This is a genomic window from Inquilinus sp. OTU3971 (assembly GCF_038440215.1).
This window is the reverse complement of the sequence record NZ_JASATH010000025.1, coordinates 41,502-59,817: the sequence shown is the minus strand read 5'-3', so window position 1 is coordinate 59,817 and position 18,316 is coordinate 41,502. Positions and strand designations below refer to the sequence as shown.

The window sequence follows — 18,316 nt, the reverse complement described above, 5'->3', positions numbered from 1 at the left end:
GGTTAGTCCTATGGCGCTCCCCAGCCGCGCCAAGCCGGGGGGAGGGGCGGTGATCGGCGAGGCAGACGGTCAGGACATGCTACGCTCCGGCATGTCCTCCTCCACCCCTCGGTTCTTCTCGACCTTGACGGCACATTGATCGACTCGCAGCCTGGCATCCTGATGAGCTGCCGGGCTGCGCTTCGCGCCCTGGGGGGCTTGTCACATTGGCGGGTTCTACTGCCCCGATAGCGGAACCCAGCCGATGGCCGCCATATGAGATTTCAATATCTTACGGGTGCAGACCGGGCCGACCAGAGGGCGGGAATCGGTGAGAGTTGTCCGAACGTGACAAGCCCCTCCGGATTGCGCAGCTGGCGCGAGATCGGGTCGATCACCCGGCCGGCGAACGCCAACGGCCGCATGCGGGCGCGCGCGGTCCCGTCGCCGCCTTGCGTTCGCCGGAGAAGCGCGCGGATGCGCGCCACGAGCTCACGGGCGTTGAAGGGCTTGGATATATAGTCGTCGGCGCCGATCTCCAGGCCGACGATCCGGTCGACATCCTCGCTGCGCGCGGTGACCATGATGACCGGAATGGTGGACGCTGCCCTCAGCCGCCGGCAGATGCTGAAGCCGTCCTCGCCCGGCAGCATGATATCGAGGAGGACGAGATCGATCCGGTCCTGCCCAAGGACCGCATCCATCTCGGCTGCCGAGACGGCGGAGGAGGTCGTGAACCCGCTGTCCGACAGGACGTCCCTCAGCATCCCGGAGATCTCCGGATCGTCCTCGACGATCAGGATGCGGGGCCTCGTTTCGGGCTCAACCGAATGAACCGGTGACACGCTTTCCACCACGCCCTGAGGATCGGCCCATTCCGGCGACAAGCGGTAATCTCCGCAGCGGAGATGCGCCTTCGTTGTTAAGACAAGACCTAGGGTTCGGCAACCTCCACTCGCGCCTGCAACATTTCTAAACACATGCGAAGGGTCGCCTTGTCGTCCGGAGCTTCTCGACCGGGGGCGCCTCGCCGGCGAATACGCGCTCGACACCGGACGCGATCGTCAATGGCGGCACGATTTCGCAAGATCACCGACCAGATCCGAGGCCGGCCTTACCTGGAGCGTAGCCGCGCAGCTGTGCATAGTTGGCGACCTGTTCCGGCGTGAGGATGGTCGTCATCAGCAGGTGATAGCGAAGATGTGCGGCACGCAGCCTGCCTTGTGCGCCCACTATGCGCAGGACTGTTTCGTTCAGGTTCTCGGGCGTGACCATTCGGCCGGCAAACAGCCTGTCGAGATCTGCCTCGCCGGAGACGACCTGCCGACCGATCGCCGAGGTCTCGTCCTTCATCGCGGCGAAGGCCGTGGCAACCTGCGTGCGCTGATCCGGGGAGAGAGCGAGCTGGTCGGCCAGCTCGAGCACATGCGACGGCCCCGGGTATCCATTCAGCTCCGCCGCCAGAGCGAGTCCCGCGCCCCGTCCGGCGCGCAGATCCGCGATCTGCTGGTCGGCGAGCGCCTTGATCGTGCGCTGCTGAAGTCCAGCGTACGGGGATCGTGGCGTCGGGATGCTCGTCTCCCCGGCTCCATGGGTGTGCTCCTGGGCGATTGCCGCACTGGCAATCATGAGAACGAAGGATGATGCAATGAGATCGATGGCGCGCATGGAAGCTCCTTTCTCTTCTATGCTTGCCACTCCGGGTCCGTGCCGGACATGATCGCGATCATGTCGCTCTTTGAGGCATTGTCCCGAGTGGCCGATCGAGAGTTGGCTCTCGCCGAGGGCGAGATTCTCTTCCGCTTAGGGGATAAGGTCCGATCGATCTTCCTCATTCACTCGGGAGCAGTTCGGCTCGTGCGTCATCTCCCGCACGGTCCCGCGCTGACCCTTCAGCTTGCCGAGAAGGGGGCAATTCTGGCCGAAGCCTCCTTGTTCGCCGACAAGTACCACTGCGACGCCGTGGCTATGTCGACCTCGCGCCTGCAGGTAGCGGCACGCCGGAGGATCGAGGACGCCGTCACTCGCGACCCCGAGATTGCACGCCTGTGGACGAAACATCTCGCAGCAGAAATCCAACGGGCTCGGACCCAGGTCGAGATCATTTCGTTGAAGACGGTCGCGGAGCGTCTCGATGCATGGCTTGCGCTCAGGGGAGATCTGCCTCCGAAAGGGCAGTGGCAGCGGCTCGCCTCCGAAATCGGCGTGACCCCCGAAGCCCTCTATCGAGAACTTGCTCGGCGCCGGTAGCCTTGCCGACGACGAACCGGATCGTCGCGCAGGCACGGATTCGGACTGGCCCTATATCGAATCATTATCCATCGCGGTTCGGACGACGACGTCCAGGAACTGCTTACCAATTCGGGCTGTATTTCGGTGACCGGCAGACTTCGGCTGCCCGAATTTCGGATTGTCGCCTGAGCGGAAAGCGCCATGCGCATCGCCATAGTCGGTGCCGGAATTGCCGGCCTCACACTGGCAAGAGGCTTGAGCCTTCTTGGTCAGGACGTCGAGATCTACGAGCAGGCGCCGGACCTGAAGCCGCTCGGGGCCGGAATCATGCTGAGCGCCAATGCCCTTCGCGCGCTTGGTGCCCTTCATCTCTACGACGCGGTGGTGGAGCATGCTCAGCCGATCCAAAGGCTGAGCGTGCTGACGCAGGAAGGCCGCGTGCTGCAGACTACAGACCATCTGAGATTCAGCCGGAAATACGGACATCTCAGTGCAGGGACGCTGCATCGGGGCGACCTGCAGCATGCTCTTCTCTCACAGCTGCCGCCCTCGATCGTTCGAACCGGCAAGAAATGCATTGATGCCCGCCAAACCGAAGGCAGGGTGATCCTGACTTTCGCCGATGGCGATACCGTCGATGCCGAGCTGGTGCTGGCCTGCGACGGCATCCATTCCGCGGTGAGGGCGGCGGCGTTCCCCGGCGCGAGGGAGCGTTTCGCCGACTACACCTGCTGGCGCGCGATCGCCGAAGTCGTCCCGGCCGGGACGGATCCGGGCCAGGTGACGGAGAGTTGGGGTGCGGGTGATCGCTTCGGCATGGCGCCGCTGCGGGACGGTAGACTGTATTGGTTCGCCTGCTGCGGGGCTCGCAGGATGAACGATCCCGAACTCGCCAAGATGGATCTGCCCGCGCTGCAGCGGATGTTCTCGGGATACCACAGGCCCATCCCGGAGGTGCTGCAGGCGACCCCGGCAGACAGCCTGATCTGGACCGACATCAGCGATGTCGAGCCGCTGCCGTCCTTCGTGAACGGACGGGTGGTGCTGCTCGGCGATGCCGCCCACGCGGTGACGCCCGACCTCGGCCAGGGTGCCGGCTTGGCCATCGAGGACGCGGCGGTGCTGCCCGTGCTGCTCGGGAGATATCCCTTGGATCAGGCACTGCGGAGATATGATGCCCTGCGGCTCGAACGGGCTCGCAAGATCACGGCCAACTCCCGGCTCTACGGGCGGATCGCCCAGTGGAAAAGCCCTCTGGCCGTGCGCTTGCGCAACCTTCTGGCCAGAAGCATCCCAGAGCGCTGGATGGACCGGCAACTCGATGCGATCCTCGACATCCGGTTCGAGCCGGTTGGATCGGCGGAATAAGGCCCAAGTGCTGCCCTCAACAGCGCTCAAGCGGATCGCGTCCGGGCGCCATCGCCCGCGTGGGGACGACGGGCCGATTTGGACGGCGGCTGGAGCGCCAGGTCGTCGATGATCGGGCAGTCAGGGCGATTGTCGCCGTGGCAGCTCGCCGAGAGATGCTTCAGCGTGGCGATCATCTGTCTCAGCCCCTCGACCTTCTGCTCCAGCTCGGTGACATGCTCGAGCGCGATCCGTTTCACATCGGCGCTCGATCGGCCGCGATCCTGCCAGAGAGCCAGGAGATCGGTGATCTGCTCGACGGAGAAGCCGAGATCCCGCGCGCGGCGGATGAAGCGCAACATGTGGACGTCGTCGTCGGTATAGACCCGGTAGCCGGCTTCGGTTCGAAGCGCCTTCCGGGTCAGTCCGACGGACTCGTAGTAGCGGATCATCTTGGCGGAGACGCCGGAGGCGACGGCAGCTTGTCCTATGTTCATGATGGCGAAACCTGTTGGTCGGGCGTGAAGAAGACGTCGGCATGGATATCGGCGGATCGCATGCCTCGCTCAAGCAGCGCGGCGCCGGTGGCCCCGACCATGGCGGGCGGCCCGGCGACATAGGCTTTCCAGCCGTCCAGATCCGACACGTCCGCGGCAACGGCGTCCGAGACGGTGCCGGACCGAACGTCGGCCTCGGCAGCCGCCGACAGCACTGGGACGAAACGCAATCCCGGATTTGCCGCTTCGAGTCTGCGAAAGTGGTCGACCAGATAAAGATCGCGCTCGGCGCGGGCGCCGAAGTAGACGTGGATCGGCTGCCGCATGCCGTTGGCCAGAGCCGTTCCGACGATGGCCTTGATCGGCGCCAGCCCCGAACCCCCTGCGACCGCGAGAATGGGGCCGGCATGTTTCTCTCTGAGGAATGCCGAACCGAGCGGGCCCTCGACCGTCACGGGGTCACCGACCGCGGCGTCACGAAAGATCCTGCCGGTGGCCGCGCCGCCCGGAACGCGCCGGATGTGGAATTCGAGCAGGTCGTCCTCGGGATCGTTCGCCATCGAGTAGTCGCGCGACGGCGTGCCCGGGAAGGTGAGCCGGGCGTATTGACCTGGCTTGAACCGGAAGGCGCTCCGGTCAGCGAGCGCAACCCGGACCAGCCTGACGTCGTGGGTCGCGCTCTCGATTGCGGCGATCCGGCCGGACAGGCGGCGGACCGGGATATCGGCGACCTCGTCCTCGCCGCTGAGCCAGACGATGGTTCCGTCCGACTGCGGGACAGCCCGACAGGCCAGGACAAGCCCTTGTGCCCGCTCAGCGGGGGAGAGGGCGAAGCGGGTGTGCGGCAGGAGCTCCACTTCGCCATCCAGCAACCGTGATTTGCAGGCGCCGCATCGGCCGGAGCGGCATCCGTGCGGGTAGGGGATGCCGGCATCCAGCGCCTTGGCGAGGATCGTCTCGCCGGGTCCGACGGCGATTGTTCGTCCGAGCTGCGGAATGACGATGCGGTTCATGGCCACCTATTCCTCGGGACTGGAGAGACGGCGGGCTCGGCGAGCGAGCCCGCCTCCGATCACTCTGCGGGCGAGAGCCGCGCTTCCGCGGCCGGTTCGCTGTTCCGATCCGCCAGAGGCGGCTGGAACCGGCGGAGCCGAAGCGCGTTGGTCAGCACGAAGACGCTCGACAACGCCATGGCCCCGGCCGCCAGGATCGGCGACAGCAACCAGCCCTGGGCCGGATAGAGGGCGCCGGCCGCGACCGGGATCAGCGCGGCGTTGTAGGCGAAGGCCCAGAACAGGTTCTGCTTGATGTTCCGGATGGTCGCCTGCGACAGGGCGATGGCGTTGACCACGCCGCGCAGGTCGCCCGACATCAGCACCAGGTCGGCGCTCTCGATGGCGATGTCCGTGCCGGTGCCGATGGCGATGCCGACATCGGCGGCCGCCAGCGCCGGCGCGTCGTTGATGCCGTCGCCGACGAAGGCGACCCGTCGGCCGCCTGTGCCGAGCCGCTTCACCGCCTCGACCTTGCCCTCCGGCAGCACCTCGGCAATGACCTCGTCGATGCCGAGGCGCCGGGCGATCGCCTCCGCCGTGCCGCGGTTGTCGCCCGTGACCATCGCCACCTTGAGGCCGAGCCCGTGCAGGGCGCGGATCGCCTCCGGGGTCGAATCCTTGATCGGGTCCGACACCGCGATGATGGCCGCCAGGCGTCCGTCGACCGCGGCGTAGAGCGGCGACTTGCCTTCATCACCCAGGCGGCGCGCGGTCGCAGTGAAGGTCGAAAGGTCGTGGCCGAGCTTCTGCATGAAGCGGTCGGCGCCGCCCGCGACGTGCCTCGTCCCAACGGAGGCGGCCACGCCGAAGCCAGGCACCGCCTCGAAGCCTTCGACCGGGGAGGGCGCCAAGCCACGCTTTTCGGCGGCCGCGACGATCGCCTCGGCGATCGGGTGCTCGGAGCGCGCCTCGACCGAGGCCACCAGCCGCAGCACCTCGTCGCGATCGAAGCCGTCGAGCGTGTCGAAATCCGTCAGCTCGGGCCGGCCCCGGGTCAGCGTGCCGGTCTTGTCGAGCGCGATCACCCCGGCGTCGCGCAGAGTCTGCAGCGCGTCGCCCTTGCGGAACAGCACCCCCATCTCGGCGGCGCGGCCGGTGCCGACCATGATGGAGGTCGGCGTCGCCAGCCCCATGGCGCAGGGGCAGGCGATGATCAGCACCGCGACGGCATTGACCAGGGCGAAGGCCAGGGCCGGGTCCGGGCCAGAGACGAGCCAGATCAGGAAGGTCGCGGCCGCCACGGCCATCACCGCGGGCACGAACCAGGCCGTCACCTTGTCGACGAGCGCCTGGATCGGCAGCTTCGCCCCTTGCGCCTGCTCGACCATGCGGATGATCTGGGCCAGCACCGTCTCGCCGCCGACCCTTGTGGCGCGGAAGGAGAAGCTGCCGGTCTTGTTTATGGTGCCGCCGACCACTTCGGCGCCGACGCCCTTGGCCACCGGCACGGGTTCGCCGGTGATCATCGCCTCGTCGACGAAGGACGAGCCCTCGACCACCATGCCGTCGACCGGCACCTTCTCGCCCGGCCGGACGAGCACGACGTCGTCGACCCGCACCTCCTCGAGCGGCAGATCCAGCGTGCGCCCGTCGCGGACGACGCGCGCCGTCTTCGGCTGCAGGCCGATCAGCCGCTTGATCGCCTCCGAGGTCCGCCCCTTGGCGCGCGCTTCGAGATACCGGCCGAGAAGGATGAGCGCCGCGATCACGGCGGCGGCCTCATAGTAGACATTGGCCGTGCCTGCGGGCAGCACGCCGGGCAGGAAGGTCGCCACGACCGAGTAGCCCCAGGCGGCGGCCGTCCCGAGCGAGACGAGCGAGTTCATGTCGGGCGCCCCGCGCAGCAGGGCCGGAGCGCCCTTCCGGAAGAACCGGAGGCCCGGGCCGATGAGGACCAGGCTCGCGAGGACGAACTGGACGTACCAGCCCTCCTGCATGCCGACCGTCGTCATAACGAAGTCATGGATGGCGGGAACGAGATGCGAGCCCATATCGAGCACGAAGATCGGCAACGTCAGGAGTGCCGCGAGGGTCAGGCTTCGCCCGAGCGCCGTCGTCTCCGCGGCGCGGGCGTCACGCTCGCGGTCGCCGGTGTCCTCCGAACCAAGGCGTCGAGCCTCGTATCCCGCCTCGCGGATCGCCTGCTCCAGCGCGGAAGGCTGAACCGCGCCGCGCGCGAACCGGACGGTGCCGCGCTCGGCGGCGAGGTTGACGGACGCCTCCGTCACGCCGGGGACGGCCCGCAGCATCTTCTCGACACGCGCAACGCAGGACGCGCAGGTCATGCCTTGGATGGAGAGTTCGATCGTGTCCTGCAGCACGGCGTAGCCGGCATTCTCGATCGCCTTCACGACCGCCGGGATGTCCGGTGCGGCCGAGAACGACACGTCGGCCCGCTCGGTGGCGAGGTTGACCGTCGCCGCGGCGACGCCTGGCGTCTTCGCGATCGACTGCTCGACGCGGCGGACGCAGGAGGCGCAGGTCATCCCTTCGATGGCGACCTGATAGACATCCCTTCCGGCGGCGCCCGGCGCAGAGGCGCTCGAACTTTCTTGGTGTGCAGCCACGATTCTCATCCCCGCAACAGCGGATGTGCAGAGAGATGGACCTTCCAACAATGGGAAGGTCAAGGGGCTGTCGGCACTTTTCTGAGCACGGGCGCCCGGGGGACAGCGGCTCGGCGCGCCCAATCGTTTTCCCGTCGGAGAAACCGGGCGTCCATGCTAGTCGGGCGGTGACCGGCAGCGCCGCACCCAACTGACAATCATGGATATCGTAGCGAGCTATCTCGGCCTGTTCAGTGCTGCCTTTCTCGCCGCGACGATTCTGCCGGGCTCGTCCGAAGCGGTCCTGGTCGCGCTTCTTCTCGGTGGACTGGGCGATCCGCTGTGGCTCTTCGTCGTCGCGACCATCGGCAACACGGCCGGAGCCATCCTGAACTGGAGCCTGGGGCGATGGCTGCTCCGCTACGCCGGGCGCAGATGGTTTCCGGTCACCAGAGGACAGCTCGCCCGGGCAGGGGCCTGGTTCCGGCGGTATGGGGCCTGGTCCCTCCTGCTGTCCTGGGTGCCAATTGTCGGCGATCCTCTGACGGTCGCCGCCGGGACGCTGCGCATGTCCTTCCTGCCGTTCGTCATCCTCGTTGGGATCGGCAAGGCCGCTCGATACGGCATGGTGATTGCGGGCACTGAGGTCATTCGCTCCCTATGATCGACCGCCGGCCGTGCCGTCCGGCTGTCCGCTGAGTGAGCCCTACATCATGGCATCCGTCCCGGACACGGATGGAAAGATGTACGAGGACTGTGAAGGCTGGGGAGGCCGGTAAGGTCGACCCGTCCCCGCCGCAACCCCCGCTCTAGTTGTCGAAGGTGGTCAGGGCGGCGCCATCGTCCCCGACCGCGACCACGACGAGCTTTGCCGGCTCGGTCGTACTGGCGTTCTCGCTAACGCTGTGGATCGAGCCGGGCGGCTCGATCCAGAACTGGCCGGCTTGGAACACCTCGGTTTTGCCGCCATTCACCTGCGACCGGATGGCGCCGGAGACGACATAGGCGAACAGCGTGGCCGAGGCGTGGTGGCGGTGTGCCGGCGAGGTGCCGCCGGGCGCGTAATCGACCGTCAGCGCGGTGAGGGTCTTCCCGGGGATGTTGGCGAAGCTTTGCGCCGCCAACGGCGTGACGGTCTGGCCGCGAGCATCCGCCGCCGCGGCCGCCGTCCAGGCCCAGCCGCCTGCGAAGCCGAGGGCTAGCATTCCGGTCATGATTGCCGTCGCGGGTATCCGCTTGGAACCAAAGGTCATGTCCATTCTCCATGTTGGCGGTCGGGCCCGAATCTCGGGTCCTGAAGCCGCTCCGGAAGGAAAGACGACGTAGCCCCGGCGGATGTGACGACCGTCCTGCGAGGGATCCGCAGGACGGTCGCTTCAGGCGCTCACGGGTTGAGAAGCTGCGCCTTGCCCCTCCCGCTGAGCGGGAACGGCCGGGCACTTCCCGGGTGCGTTGTAAGACGCAAGCGCGGTAGGAGGCTGCAATGGCACCGTCGAAAAATCCGATCGCCGACGCTATTCCGGAGGCCCTGAGGCAGGCCTGCGTCGAACGTCGCTTCGATGTCGCGGAACATCTCCCGGCCGGCTTGGAGACGCTCGAGACCGATTGCGATCCCGGCACGCCGCTGGCCGCCGCCTACATGATTGCATGCTCGTCAACGGCGCCGCGCCCGGTGCGCCGGTGACGCATTGCCCTGCATCAGGCTGCAGCGAGGGAGCGGAGCGATTCGATGGCCGATCTGACGAGGCGCGCCTTGATGACGGGCGCGGCGACGCTCATCCCCGCCACGAGGGCGATGGCGGCCGATGGAGACGCGGCGCCCGTGCTGCTGAGCGGCGCCGGTCAATACACGGAGTTGGAGCCGGTCCGGACCATACCCGACCGGGCGATCGAGACGATCGACGGCACCATCGTCGATCTCCGTGAGTTCCGCGGCCGGGTCGTCCTTCTGAACTTCTGGGCGAGCTGGTGCGCCGCATGCATCGCTGAAATGCCTTCTCTCGACCGGCTGGCCGCCGTTGAGGACGAACGGAACCTGAAGGTGCTTCCGATCTCCATGGATCGCGGCGGCCGCACATCCGTCACGGCGTTCTATCGGCGCTACCGCCTGTCGCATCTGCCCGTGGTCACCGATCCGGCAGAGCACATCGGCTATTTTCGGGACAGCAATCTGAACGGAGCTCCCTTCCCGCTACGGGCCTTCCCGATCACATATCTGGTCGATCGCCGGTCCCGGATCCGCGGCTATGTGCCCGGTGCGGTCGAATGGGAATCGGAAGCCGCCAGGTCGCTTCTGGAGTTCCTGGCCGCAACATAGCCGGTCGCCACGAGGATCGCCGCCATGCGCCGGCCTGGTCGCCCGGCGACGGTGCGACAGGGGTTGCGCTTGCCTTTTGAGTGCCCACGCGCATAGTGGCGGCATGTCGGTTTTCCGCCGCCTCTGCAGTCTTCTGGCGATCCTGGCACTGCTGCTGGGCTCGTCGCTGCACGCGGCCGGAGCGGCCGGTCTGCTTGGGGCGTTCGGCGGCCCCGGCCATGCTACGACAGCGGCTTGTCCCGATTGTAAGGGAAGCGCGAAGACCGAGACGGCTGCAAAGGCCTCGATCTGTGCCCAGGCGACGTGCATGGCCATCCCGGTCGCGCTTCCCCGCGCCGAAGCGGCTCTTGCCCTGACAGCAGCCGCGTTTGCGCCGGGAGCCGACGACAAATTGGCCAGCCGAGCCAGAATTCCCGATCCGCACCCACCAAGAACCGGGGCGCCCGCCTAGGACGGATCTCGGGCCGTCGCGGCTTTCCGTGCGCTCATGAAGCATGGTGAATGACGAAGCGGCCTGGTCGGGCCGCAGCCTACGCAGGCACCCCGGCATTCACGGATCGGATGGCGGTAGCAACCGCACCGTCGGATCGATCCACAAGCACGAGAGCGCACGAGCTTCCGGAATCCAGCGTGTCCTGGGCGGCGAATCTCGCCGGCGGGCGCGGCCGGATTTCCTCGTGTCCTCACCCGAACGTCGGCTTCCGTTTCCCTCGCAGGTCCTCTCCTCGAACCTCAAAATGCAAGGAGGATCGGATGTTTCGATCCATGACCGTTCGACGGCTGGCGGCGACATTCGCCGTCGCGGCCGCGATCGCGGCCCCCTCTGCCTCGGCCCAGCAGGCGATCGACCCGGGGCAGAAGCAGGCGATCGAGCAGATCGTGCGCGACACCATTCGGGCGCATCCGGAGATCGTGGTCGAGGCGCTGGACGCCTACCAGGCCAAGAAGGAGGCTGAGGATCACTCGGCCCAGGCCAAGACGCTGACCAGCCGGGCCGACGAGATCTTCCGCAGCCCGTCCTCGCCGGTGATCGGCAATCCCGAGGGCGACGTCACGTTGGTCGAGTTCTTCGACTACCAGTGCCCCTATTGCAAGCGGGTGCAGCCCGACCTCGAGCGGCTTTTGAAGGAGGACAGCGGGCTGCGCGTGGTGATGAAGGAGTTCCCGATTCTCGGCCCGGTCTCGGTCGCCGCGGCGCAGGCTTCGCTGGCGGCGCAGAGGCAGGGCAAATATCTCGACTTCCACATGAAGCTGATGGCGGTCAAAGGACAGCTCACCGAGGCAGTGATCTACGAGACCGCCAAGCAGGTCGGGCTCGACATCGACAGGTTGAGCCAGGACATGAGAGACCCGTCGGTGGCGGCGGAGCTGCGGGCCAACGGGGACCTTGCCCAGGCGCTGGGCGTGCAGGGCACTCCGGCCTTTATCATCAACAACCAGTTGATCCCGGGCGCCATCGGCTATGACCCGCTGAAAAGCCTGATCGAGAAGGATCGAGCCGGATGATGGCCGCAGCTTCCCGATCATCCGGCTCTGACCTCGACCCGGGAGACATCTCAGTGAGACGGATCTTGAGGACATTCGCCTCTACTCCGGCGCTGGCCCGAAGTGTCGGCGGAATCGTCACCGCGATCCTGTCCTTCTCGGCACTCGGAACGGTCGCGGCTCTCTGGAGCAATCCGTGGTTCGTGCGGATGACGCCTGTCGGCGACTGTGAGGTTGCGTTCCTGGCGGCATCGTCCGCCCTGGCCGGCCTCTATGTCGCCGTCCGACACCCGGCCTGCTCGGCCAAGATGGCGGGGCTGGGCGGCGTGATCAACTTCCTCGGGGTCGCCTGTCCCATCTGCAACAAGATTCTGGTCGCGGCGTTCGGCAGCCAGCTCCTGATGAGCTATTTCGATCCCATCCGTGTCTATGTCGCTGCCGTCGGGGTGATCGTCCTTGCGGTCGCAATCGTCCTCGAAATCACCAGAACCCCCGGCGTTCAGCCTTCGGGCGCTCCATTGCGAATACCCAGCGGACCGACCCACGAGCCGTCGGTGCGGGGTTGAGCATGTTCGAGGACGACAAGGTCAAGCAGAAGGCGTTCACGCGGCGGGCGCTCGTCCTGGCCGGGCTGCAGGCGACCGCTATTGCCGGCCTCGGCGCGCATCTGTACCGGCTGCAGGTCCTCGAGCGGGACAAATATCAGGTGTTGTCGGACAAGAACCGCATCCGTCTCCGCATGGTGCCCGTCTCGCGCGGCCGCCTCTTCGACCGGACCGGGGCTCCGATCGCCGTCAATACCCAGAGCTTCGCCGCCATGATCACGCCGGAGAACGCCGACGATCTGAGGTCGACGCTCGAGCGGCTCGCGACCATCGTCCCGATCGGTTCCGATCGGATCCAGAGCGTGATCGACAGGGCGCGCCACCAGGCCAGCTATGTGCCGACGGAAGTCCTGTCCGGTCTTACCTGGGAACAGATGTCGGCGCTCTCGGTCAGCCTTCCGGAGTTGCCGGGGGTTGCGGTCGAGCAGCGTGATCAGAGGGCGTATCCCCTCGCATCCGTCATGGGCCATCTCACGGGATATCTGGCGGAGCCGTCGACGCTGGACGACCCTCTTCAGGAACAGGCGGCCAAGCTTGGCCTGAAGATCGGGGCGAACGGCCTCGAGCGCAGTTTCGAGGAACGTCTCCAAGGCCGGCCTGGAACGGTTCAGGTGGAGGTGGATGTCCGGGGTCGGACCGTTCGCCTCCTGTCGCAAACGCCCGGCACGCCCGGCGAGGACGTCACGCTCGCCGTCGACAGCGGGCTGCAGGAGTATGTCGCGCAGCGCCTTGCCACCGAACGCAGCGCGGCCGCCGTGGTCCTGGACCTCCGTGACGGCGGCGTTCTCGCCATGGTATCCCAGCCGGGCTATGATCCGAACACCCTCGTCGACGGCATCACCTCGGCGGAATGGAAGGGGCTCTCGGATAGCGCCGATCGGCCGCTTCTCAATAAGGCGATCTCCGGCGAGTATGCGCCCGGGTCGACCTTCAAGATGGTGGTGCTGCTCGCGGCCCTGCAGGGCGGCGTGATCACCCCTGACCATGCGACCACCTGTCGGGGCGTGTTCGAGCTGGGCAGCTCGCGCTTTCATTGCTGGAAGAGGGGCGGGCACGGCCGGGTCGGGATCCGCGAATCGCTGAAGTGGTCGTGCGACGTCTTCTACTACGACCTGGCCATTCGGGTCGGGATCGACCGGATCGCCGCGATGGCCAAGACCCTCGGTCTCGGCTCCTCCTTCGATATCGGGCTCGCGGGGGAGCGCGCCGCGCGCATTCCCACCGTGGAGTGGAAGGAAGCCGCTTTCGGCCAGCCGTGGCGCGTCGGCGAGACCGTGAACGCCGGAATCGGGCAGGGCTACGTCACCACGACCGCCCTCCAACTCGCGACCATGGCGGCAAGGCTGGCGAGCGGACGAGCGCTGACCCCGTCGCTGCTTCGCCGCAGGCCCGAGGAAGCCGAACCGCTCGCGCTCCCGATCGACCCGGAGTTTCTTGCGCTCGCTCTCGACGGCATGAACGCGGTGGTCAATGCGCGCGACGGCACGGCCTGGTCGGCGCGGATCTCCACTTCCGCCCAAGCCATGGCGGGCAAGACGGGGACGTCGCAGGTTCGGCGCATCACGATGGCGGAGCGGCAGTCGGGCGTCATTTCCAACAACGATCTTCCTTGGGAACGTCGCGATCACGCCTTGTTCGTGGCCTTTGCGCCGGTGCAGAAGCCGCGGTTCGCCGCCGCCGTCGTCGTCGAGCACGGGGGCGGCGGTTCGGCTGTCGCCGCCCCGATCGCCCGCGATGTGCTCCTCGAAGCGCAGCGGCTCCTCCCGGAGCAAGCCGATCACCACCACCTCATCGCCGCGGCGCCCCAGCCGCTGTCGGCAGCCGGCGGCGGATGAGCACGATGAAGCCCATATTCTGCGTCTCCGCCGTTTCCGGACTGCTCGTCCTGCTGCTCGCTGGCGCCGGCCTGTGGTGGCTCGGGAGCAGGCCGCCGCGGGTCGATCCGCGCGATCCGGCACAGGTCTCGGCCGGCGCCGCGGTCTACGCGAGGAGTTGCGCCGTCTGCCACGGCGTCAACCTGGAGGGACAGCCGAATTGGCAGTCACGGCTTCCGTCGGGACGCCTGCCGGCGCCGCCGCATGACGCGAGCGGCCATACCTGGCACCACCCGGATTCCGTCCTGTTCGAGATCGTGAAGAACGGCTTCGGTAAGATTGTGCCGTCCGGCTACGAATCGGATATGCCGACCTTCGCTGGCGTTCTGACCGATCAGCAGATCGCGGATGTCCTGGCCTACATCAAGAGCCGATGGCCCGGCGAGGTTCAGGCGCGTCAGGCCCGCGCGAACGCGGAATAGGCTGGAGGCTGGCCATGGCATCGCAACGACTTCGGACGGAGCAATTGATCGAGATCCTGGTGGCCGACCTGCGGCCCCTGGGTGTCGAGAACCGAGCCCGTGCATGGCGGTTGGTGATTTTTTCCGTCGCACCGGTCATGCTGCTGCTTCTCCTATTCCTGAGCCCGTTTCGTGCCGACTTCGCGTCCCACATGGCGGACGGGTTCTTCGTCTCCTCCGTCGCGACCTCGGCGCTGGTCTTCCTGGCGGGCGTGTTGACGCTCTCTGTCCTACGCGTCCCGCGGCGGTCGCGGCTGTGGCTTCTCCTGCCGGTCGTTGCCTTCGGATTCTGGCTTGCTTCGGAATTCGCCGGCATCGCCGCCGAGTTCTATCGGGAGGGGATGCTCGCCTTTGCCTTCGCCAGCAGCCCGGAATGTCCGCTCGTCATCACCGTGGTCGGGGGGGCGCTGCTTGTCGCCATGCTCGGCTTTGCGAGGGAAGCCGTGCTCCTGTGGAGGGGCCCGGCCGTCGCGATCGCCGCTCTATCCGCCTTTTCGCTGCCCGCGGCGTTCTTGAACCTGTTTCACGACCTGGACACCGCCGCGATGGTCCTGCTGTGGCACTTCGGCGCCATCGCTGTTCTCTCGGCCGCGGCCGTTCTCGTATTTCATCGATGGATTCCCGGCTTCCAGGAGGGTCTCGGGCTATGACCGATAGCCTGTCAGACCATCGCTGTCGGAGCCGGCCAGCCACAGGTCGACGGCCTGCATCGGGTTTGGGCGTCGGTCCGAACCTCCAACCACGTATCAGGAGCACAATGATGGGACGTAAGGGACTTTCCGCCGGCATTCTGGCTGTTCTGGGCTTCAGCGCCTGGGCGGCGGTTCAGTTCGCCGTTCCGGAAACGTCTGTCGCGCAGACCATGGATCATTCCAACATGCCCGGAATGTCCGCGCGGGCCGGCGCGATGAACGATCCGGCGTCGAAGGCCTTCATGGATGCGATGGGCCGGATGCAGGCCGATATGTCCGAGTCGATGACCGGGAACCCGGATGTCGACTTCGCCAAGGGGATGATCCCCCATCATCAGGGGGCCATCGATATGGCGAAGGTCGAACTCCAGTACGGAAAGGATCCGGAGCTCAAGAAGCTGGCCCAAGAGATCATTGCCGCTCAGGAGAAGGAGATCGCCTTTCTGAAGAGCTGGCTCGCCAAGAACGGCCAATAGCTGTTCCAGAACGCTCCGGAGCGCCAGGCAGCCTGCCTGGCGCTCCCTCGCCTGCAGCGGATCACTCGGGTTTGCCGCGACGTCAGGAGCTAGGGGCAGCGGTCAGGCCTCAACGTCGATGATCATCGTCAGCCCGCCGCCGCCCGCCTCCTCGACGTTGTTGTTGGTCGTATGGTGGGGAATGTGGCAGTGGATCAACCACTTGCCCGGCCGGCGCGCGGTCCAGATCACATCGAACCGCTGGCCCGGGCCGACATTGACGGTGTCGGCAAGGTGGCGCGCACTCTCTGCCAGGGTTTCCCCGTCGACGGCCACCACCTCGAAGGGGCCGCCGTGGACATGCATCGGATGCACGAAATTGTTGTTGGAGCCGACGAAGCGCAGCTTCACGGTCTCGCCGACCCGCATCCGGATCGTATCGGTCGCGGGATAGGCCTTGCCGTTGATCGTGAAGAAGTTCGGAAGGCCGCCTTCCATGAGCATCGCCGGATAGGTCAGCCACCTCCGCTTCAGCCATTCCTGGAGCAGGATCGCGCGGATGACGGAAGCCTCAAGATCGAACACCTTCACTCCGTTTTCGATGCGCGGTTCAAGCGGCTGGTCGCCGCGAGCCGTGGGCCGAGCCTCGTAGCTGACGAGGCTCGGTCGGATCGCAGCCATGTCGCGCATCGCCTGTGCCGGCGTGTTGAAGTCCATGATCATACCGGGCGGCATGATCACGCCGCCAACATCGCGTGCGCTGAGCCCGAGATTGACGGAGAAGGCCGGAGTGATGAGGCCGGTCAGCAGCATCAGCAGGGTGACGCCCGCCATGGCGGCGACCTGGGGGCCGGTCGGGGCTCTGGCCGGAGGAAGCTCCGCCTGGTGATGGCGCTGGCCGGCGTCGTGCTGGGCCCCGTTGGGGTGAGCGTGATGCTCGCCGTGAGCGGCCGCTGCGCCGTCGTGCCTCCCGTGCTCCTCTTCGTTGCCGGGGTTCGCCGGCCGTGCCATGTGAAATCGCGTTCCGGGCTTCCGCTCGGTCATCAGCCCGTGTTTCAGGCCCTTGGCCACCATCCAGACGTTGAACGGATAGGCGAGGGCGAACCCGGCCATCACCCCGAGTGACATCACGCCCCAGAACAGGAGCTCCGTCGGCTCCATCGCGCGCATGTCGCGGCCCATCATCAGGAAGGCCATCACCGGCCCCATGCCGGCCATCATGGCGTTCATGCTGATGAATTCGGGCAGGAAGGTCTTGCGCACGTTCTCCCAATATGTGCCGCCCATCATCTCCTTCATGAACAGCGACTGGAAGATGAAGAGGCCGAAGGCGAAGCCGGCGGCGTATTCGATGACGAGATCGATCGCCATCGGCAGGCCGAGTGTGGCGGTCACCGCGGCCGCCAGAATGATCCCGGTTGCATCACCGGCGCAGCAGTGGATCGTCGAGCCAGTGCCCTGCTTCCAAAGAGGGGACGTGAACTCCTCATGTGTGCCCGGCCGCGGCACCTTGTCGGCAAGCACATAGAGCAGCAGGCCGAACGGCCCCATGTAGAGGGTGACGAGAATAAAGCCCCAGCGCATGACGACCGGCTCCGGATTGTTCCGGAACTGATCCCAGGCGACATAGGCCGTCGAGAGCAGGGCGAGGGCGAACCAGACAATCAGAAAATAGTCGATCGGCTGCTCGACCATGAAATCCCTCGCGTTTGCCCGATGGTAACCGTGTTGCAATCAGCCGAGTTCCGCGTTCGGCAGGCGCCAGTCGAGGCAGGACGGCCATCTTCTACGCACCTCGCCGGCCGAGTACGGCGGGAACACGGTGCTTCGGTGCCGTCACCTCTGGGCCAGTTGCCTTCCAGAGACGACGGGGCCGAGCACGAGCTGAGGATCAACCCACCTTCGATTTTCGGTCACCTCGAAGTGCAGATGCGTTCCGGTCGCCCGGCCTGAGCGGCCGACATAGCCGATCGTCTGCCCCTGGCTGATCATCTGGCCCGGGCGAAGGCCGGTCGCGAACGCCTTGAGATGCGCGTAGAGGGTGCTGGCGGCGGCATGCGCGATCACGATATGCCGGCCGTAGCCGTCGTCGGTTGCAACCGCTGCCACCAGGCCATCCGCCGCGGCTACGACCGGCGTTCCCATCGGTGCGCGATAATCGATGCCGCTGTGCATGCGGCCATGGCGCCGGCCATGGCCAGGCTCGCCGCGAGCAGGAACGGGACTGCATTGCTGGGGAACGCGATGACCTCAGCGAGCGCTAGGCCGTCCCATCTCGCCGTGACGCCACCCAGCATCGGCCCAGCCAGAAAGCCGATGATGCTTGCCATGCTGATCCAACTGAAGCGTCGCACCCGACGGTACTCATCGGTTTCGCTGTCAGCGGTGTAGGCAAGCGCCGCCGGAACGATAGTGGCGGCGAAGCCACCGTTCAGCAGCCGGATCGCATAGAGGACCGGCAGGCTTTCCACCATCCCTGATGCGGCGAGGGTCAGGCCGAAGCCGACGAGGCCGACGACCAGAATCGGTCGACGGCCGATGCGATCCGAACATCGCCCCCAGGGGTACGCCGCGGCGAGAGGTGCGGCCGCGAAGATGGCGGTGATGAAGGCCGTGTGACGGGCGATGACGGCCGGCTCGGACGTTCCTGTCAGCCGTTGCACGATCAGAGGCAGGACCGGCAGGACGATGCCGTAGCCGAGCGCGGTGACGAACACGGCGAAGAGGAGGGCGGGAAGCGACAGCCGCGGCGCCAATCTCGCGTATTCCCT

Annotated in this window: 20 protein-coding genes; 11 read left to right on the top strand and 9 right to left on the bottom strand. The window is 66.5% G+C overall.

Annotated features, from left to right (window positions below; all coding sequences use genetic code 11):
* Positions 1-263: 263 nt before the first annotated feature.
* Complete coding sequence (locus AAHM41_RS09135) at positions 264-866, bottom strand: response regulator (protein ID WP_342236214.1); 603 nt, start codon at positions 864-866, stop codon at positions 264-266.
* Between the two features lie 202 nt (positions 867-1,068).
* Complete coding sequence (locus AAHM41_RS09130; RefSeq protein ID WP_342236213.1) at positions 1,069-1,647, bottom strand: Spy/CpxP family protein refolding chaperone; 579 nt, start codon at positions 1,645-1,647, stop codon at positions 1,069-1,071.
* A 48-nt stretch (positions 1,648-1,695) separates the two neighbouring features.
* Between AAHM41_RS09130 and AAHM41_RS09125 the strand changes: the two genes are divergently transcribed.
* Both AAHM41_RS09125 and AAHM41_RS09120 read left to right on the top strand, forming a co-directional pair.
* Positions 1,696-2,229, top strand: coding sequence for a Crp/Fnr family transcriptional regulator (locus AAHM41_RS09125; RefSeq protein WP_342236212.1), 534 nt, complete (start codon positions 1,696-1,698; stop codon positions 2,227-2,229).
* A gap of 183 nt (positions 2,230-2,412) precedes the next feature.
* Positions 2,413-3,579 (top strand): FAD-dependent monooxygenase, encoded by a 1,167-nt coding sequence (locus tag AAHM41_RS09120; RefSeq protein ID WP_342236211.1) that lies wholly within the window; start codon positions 2,413-2,415, stop codon positions 3,577-3,579.
* Between the two features lie 26 nt (positions 3,580-3,605).
* Here AAHM41_RS09120 and cueR read toward each other — a convergent pair whose 3' ends face one another.
* The 3 genes from cueR to AAHM41_RS09105 are packed head-to-tail and all read right to left on the bottom strand — an operon-like array spanning position 3,606 to position 7,677.
* Positions 3,606-4,055, bottom strand: a complete 450-nt coding sequence (gene cueR, locus AAHM41_RS09115; protein ID WP_342236210.1) for a Cu(I)-responsive transcriptional regulator — start codon at positions 4,053-4,055, stop codon at positions 3,606-3,608.
* Positions 4,052-5,068 carry a 2Fe-2S iron-sulfur cluster-binding protein gene (locus AAHM41_RS09110; RefSeq protein WP_342236209.1) on the bottom strand — a complete coding sequence of 339 codons (1,017 nt, stop codon included), beginning with the start codon at positions 5,066-5,068 and terminating at the stop codon, positions 4,052-4,054. Before AAHM41_RS09110 ends, cueR begins: the two co-directional genes overlap by 4 nt.
* Before the next feature lie 59 nt (positions 5,069-5,127).
* Positions 5,128-7,677 (bottom strand): heavy metal translocating P-type ATPase, encoded by a 2,550-nt coding sequence (locus tag AAHM41_RS09105; RefSeq protein WP_446719439.1) that lies wholly within the window; start codon positions 7,675-7,677, stop codon positions 5,128-5,130.
* Between the two features lie 199 nt (positions 7,678-7,876).
* Here AAHM41_RS09105 and AAHM41_RS09100 point away from each other — a divergent pair, with 199 nt between their 5' ends.
* The gene (locus tag AAHM41_RS09100; protein ID WP_342236208.1) at positions 7,877-8,320 is read left to right on the top strand and encodes a YqaA family protein; all 444 of its coding nucleotides are present in this window, start codon (positions 7,877-7,879) and stop codon (positions 8,318-8,320) included.
* Between the two features lie 145 nt (positions 8,321-8,465).
* Here the strand turns inward: AAHM41_RS09100 and AAHM41_RS09095 are convergent, their stop codons facing one another.
* Positions 8,466-8,870, bottom strand: coding sequence for a cupin domain-containing protein (locus tag AAHM41_RS09095; protein WP_342236207.1), 405 nt, complete (start codon positions 8,868-8,870; stop codon positions 8,466-8,468).
* Between the two features lie 269 nt (positions 8,871-9,139).
* Here AAHM41_RS09095 and AAHM41_RS09090 point away from each other — a divergent pair, with 269 nt between their 5' ends.
* The 8 genes from AAHM41_RS09090 (at position 9,140) to copM (ending at position 15,566) form a co-directional block, all read left to right on the top strand.
* Positions 9,140-9,340: a hypothetical protein gene (locus tag AAHM41_RS09090; protein ID WP_342236206.1), complete on the top strand. Its 201-nt coding sequence runs from the start codon at positions 9,140-9,142 to the stop codon at positions 9,338-9,340.
* 45 nt (positions 9,341-9,385) lie between these two features.
* Positions 9,386-9,973 (top strand): TlpA disulfide reductase family protein, encoded by a 588-nt coding sequence (locus AAHM41_RS09085; protein WP_342236205.1) that lies wholly within the window; start codon positions 9,386-9,388, stop codon positions 9,971-9,973.
* 765 nt (positions 9,974-10,738) lie between these two features.
* Complete coding sequence (locus tag AAHM41_RS09080) at positions 10,739-11,479, top strand: DsbA family protein (protein WP_342236204.1); 741 nt, start codon at positions 10,739-10,741, stop codon at positions 11,477-11,479.
* A gap of 65 nt (positions 11,480-11,544) precedes the next feature.
* Positions 11,545-12,024, top strand: a complete 480-nt coding sequence (locus AAHM41_RS09075; RefSeq protein ID WP_342236203.1) for a hypothetical protein — start codon at positions 11,545-11,547, stop codon at positions 12,022-12,024.
* 2 nt (positions 12,025-12,026) lie between these two features.
* Positions 12,027-13,898, top strand: coding sequence for a penicillin-binding protein 2 (gene mrdA, locus AAHM41_RS09070; RefSeq protein ID WP_342236202.1), 1,872 nt, complete (start codon positions 12,027-12,029; stop codon positions 13,896-13,898).
* Positions 13,899-13,903: 5 nt separating this feature from the next.
* Positions 13,904-14,359 carry a c-type cytochrome gene (locus AAHM41_RS09065; RefSeq protein WP_342236201.1) on the top strand — a complete coding sequence of 152 codons (456 nt, stop codon included), beginning with the start codon at positions 13,904-13,906 and terminating at the stop codon, positions 14,357-14,359.
* Between the two features lie 44 nt (positions 14,360-14,403).
* On the top strand, positions 14,404-15,048 hold the full coding sequence (locus AAHM41_RS09060; protein WP_342236200.1) for an NrsF family protein: 645 nt from the start codon (positions 14,404-14,406) through the stop codon (positions 15,046-15,048).
* A gap of 107 nt (positions 15,049-15,155) precedes the next feature.
* Positions 15,156-15,566, top strand: a complete 411-nt coding sequence (gene copM, locus AAHM41_RS09055; RefSeq protein WP_342236199.1) for a CopM family metallochaperone — start codon at positions 15,156-15,158, stop codon at positions 15,564-15,566.
* A 102-nt stretch (positions 15,567-15,668) separates the two neighbouring features.
* Here copM and AAHM41_RS09050 read toward each other — a convergent pair whose 3' ends face one another.
* The 3 genes from AAHM41_RS09050 to AAHM41_RS09040 all read right to left on the bottom strand — a co-directional run bounded on the left by AAHM41_RS09050 (position 15,669) and on the right by AAHM41_RS09040 (position 18,301).
* On the bottom strand, positions 15,669-17,240 hold the full coding sequence (locus AAHM41_RS09050; protein ID WP_342236198.1) for a DUF4396 domain-containing protein: 1,572 nt from the start codon (positions 17,238-17,240) through the stop codon (positions 15,669-15,671).
* 141 nt (positions 17,241-17,381) lie between these two features.
* The gene (locus AAHM41_RS09045) at positions 17,382-17,690 is read right to left on the bottom strand and encodes a M23 family metallopeptidase (protein WP_342236217.1); all 309 of its coding nucleotides are present in this window, start codon (positions 17,688-17,690) and stop codon (positions 17,382-17,384) included.
* Complete coding sequence (locus AAHM41_RS09040; protein ID WP_342236197.1) at positions 17,672-18,301, bottom strand: MFS transporter; 630 nt, start codon at positions 18,299-18,301, stop codon at positions 17,672-17,674. The genes AAHM41_RS09045 and AAHM41_RS09040 overlap by 19 nt, the downstream gene beginning before the upstream one ends.
* Between the last annotated feature and the right edge of the window lie 15 nt (positions 18,302-18,316).

Bases quoted from the DNA above. Each gene is read 5' to 3' on its own strand.
- AAHM41_RS09130 (WP_342236213.1), bottom strand. From the start codon at position 1,647: ATGCGCGCCATCGATCTCATTGCATCATCCTTCGTTCTCATGATTGCC.
- AAHM41_RS09125 (WP_342236212.1), top strand. From the start codon at position 1,696: ATGATCGCGATCATGTCGCTCTTTGAGGCATTGTCCCGAGTGGCCGAT.
- AAHM41_RS09120 (WP_342236211.1), top strand. From the start codon at position 2,413: ATGCGCATCGCCATAGTCGGTGCCGGAATTGCCGGCCTCACACTGGCA.
- cueR (WP_342236210.1), bottom strand. From the start codon at position 4,055: ATGAACATAGGACAAGCTGCCGTCGCCTCCGGCGTCTCCGCCAAGATG.
- AAHM41_RS09110 (WP_342236209.1), bottom strand. From the start codon at position 5,068: ATGAACCGCATCGTCATTCCGCAGCTCGGACGAACAATCGCCGTCGGA.
- AAHM41_RS09100 (WP_342236208.1), top strand. From the start codon at position 7,877: ATGGATATCGTAGCGAGCTATCTCGGCCTGTTCAGTGCTGCCTTTCTC.
- AAHM41_RS09095 (WP_342236207.1), bottom strand. From the start codon at position 8,870: ATGACCGGAATGCTAGCCCTCGGCTTCGCAGGCGGCTGGGCCTGGACG.
- AAHM41_RS09090 (WP_342236206.1), top strand. From the start codon at position 9,140: ATGGCACCGTCGAAAAATCCGATCGCCGACGCTATTCCGGAGGCCCTG.
- AAHM41_RS09085 (WP_342236205.1), top strand. From the start codon at position 9,386: ATGGCCGATCTGACGAGGCGCGCCTTGATGACGGGCGCGGCGACGCTC.
- AAHM41_RS09080 (WP_342236204.1), top strand. From the start codon at position 10,739: ATGACCGTTCGACGGCTGGCGGCGACATTCGCCGTCGCGGCCGCGATC.
- mrdA (WP_342236202.1), top strand. From the start codon at position 12,027: ATGTTCGAGGACGACAAGGTCAAGCAGAAGGCGTTCACGCGGCGGGCG.
- AAHM41_RS09065 (WP_342236201.1), top strand. From the start codon at position 13,904: ATGAAGCCCATATTCTGCGTCTCCGCCGTTTCCGGACTGCTCGTCCTG.
- copM (WP_342236199.1), top strand. From the start codon at position 15,156: ATGATGGGACGTAAGGGACTTTCCGCCGGCATTCTGGCTGTTCTGGGC.
- AAHM41_RS09050 (WP_342236198.1), bottom strand. From the start codon at position 17,240: ATGGTCGAGCAGCCGATCGACTATTTTCTGATTGTCTGGTTCGCCCTC.
- AAHM41_RS09045 (WP_342236217.1), bottom strand. From the start codon at position 17,690: ATGGGAACGCCGGTCGTAGCCGCGGCGGATGGCCTGGTGGCAGCGGTT.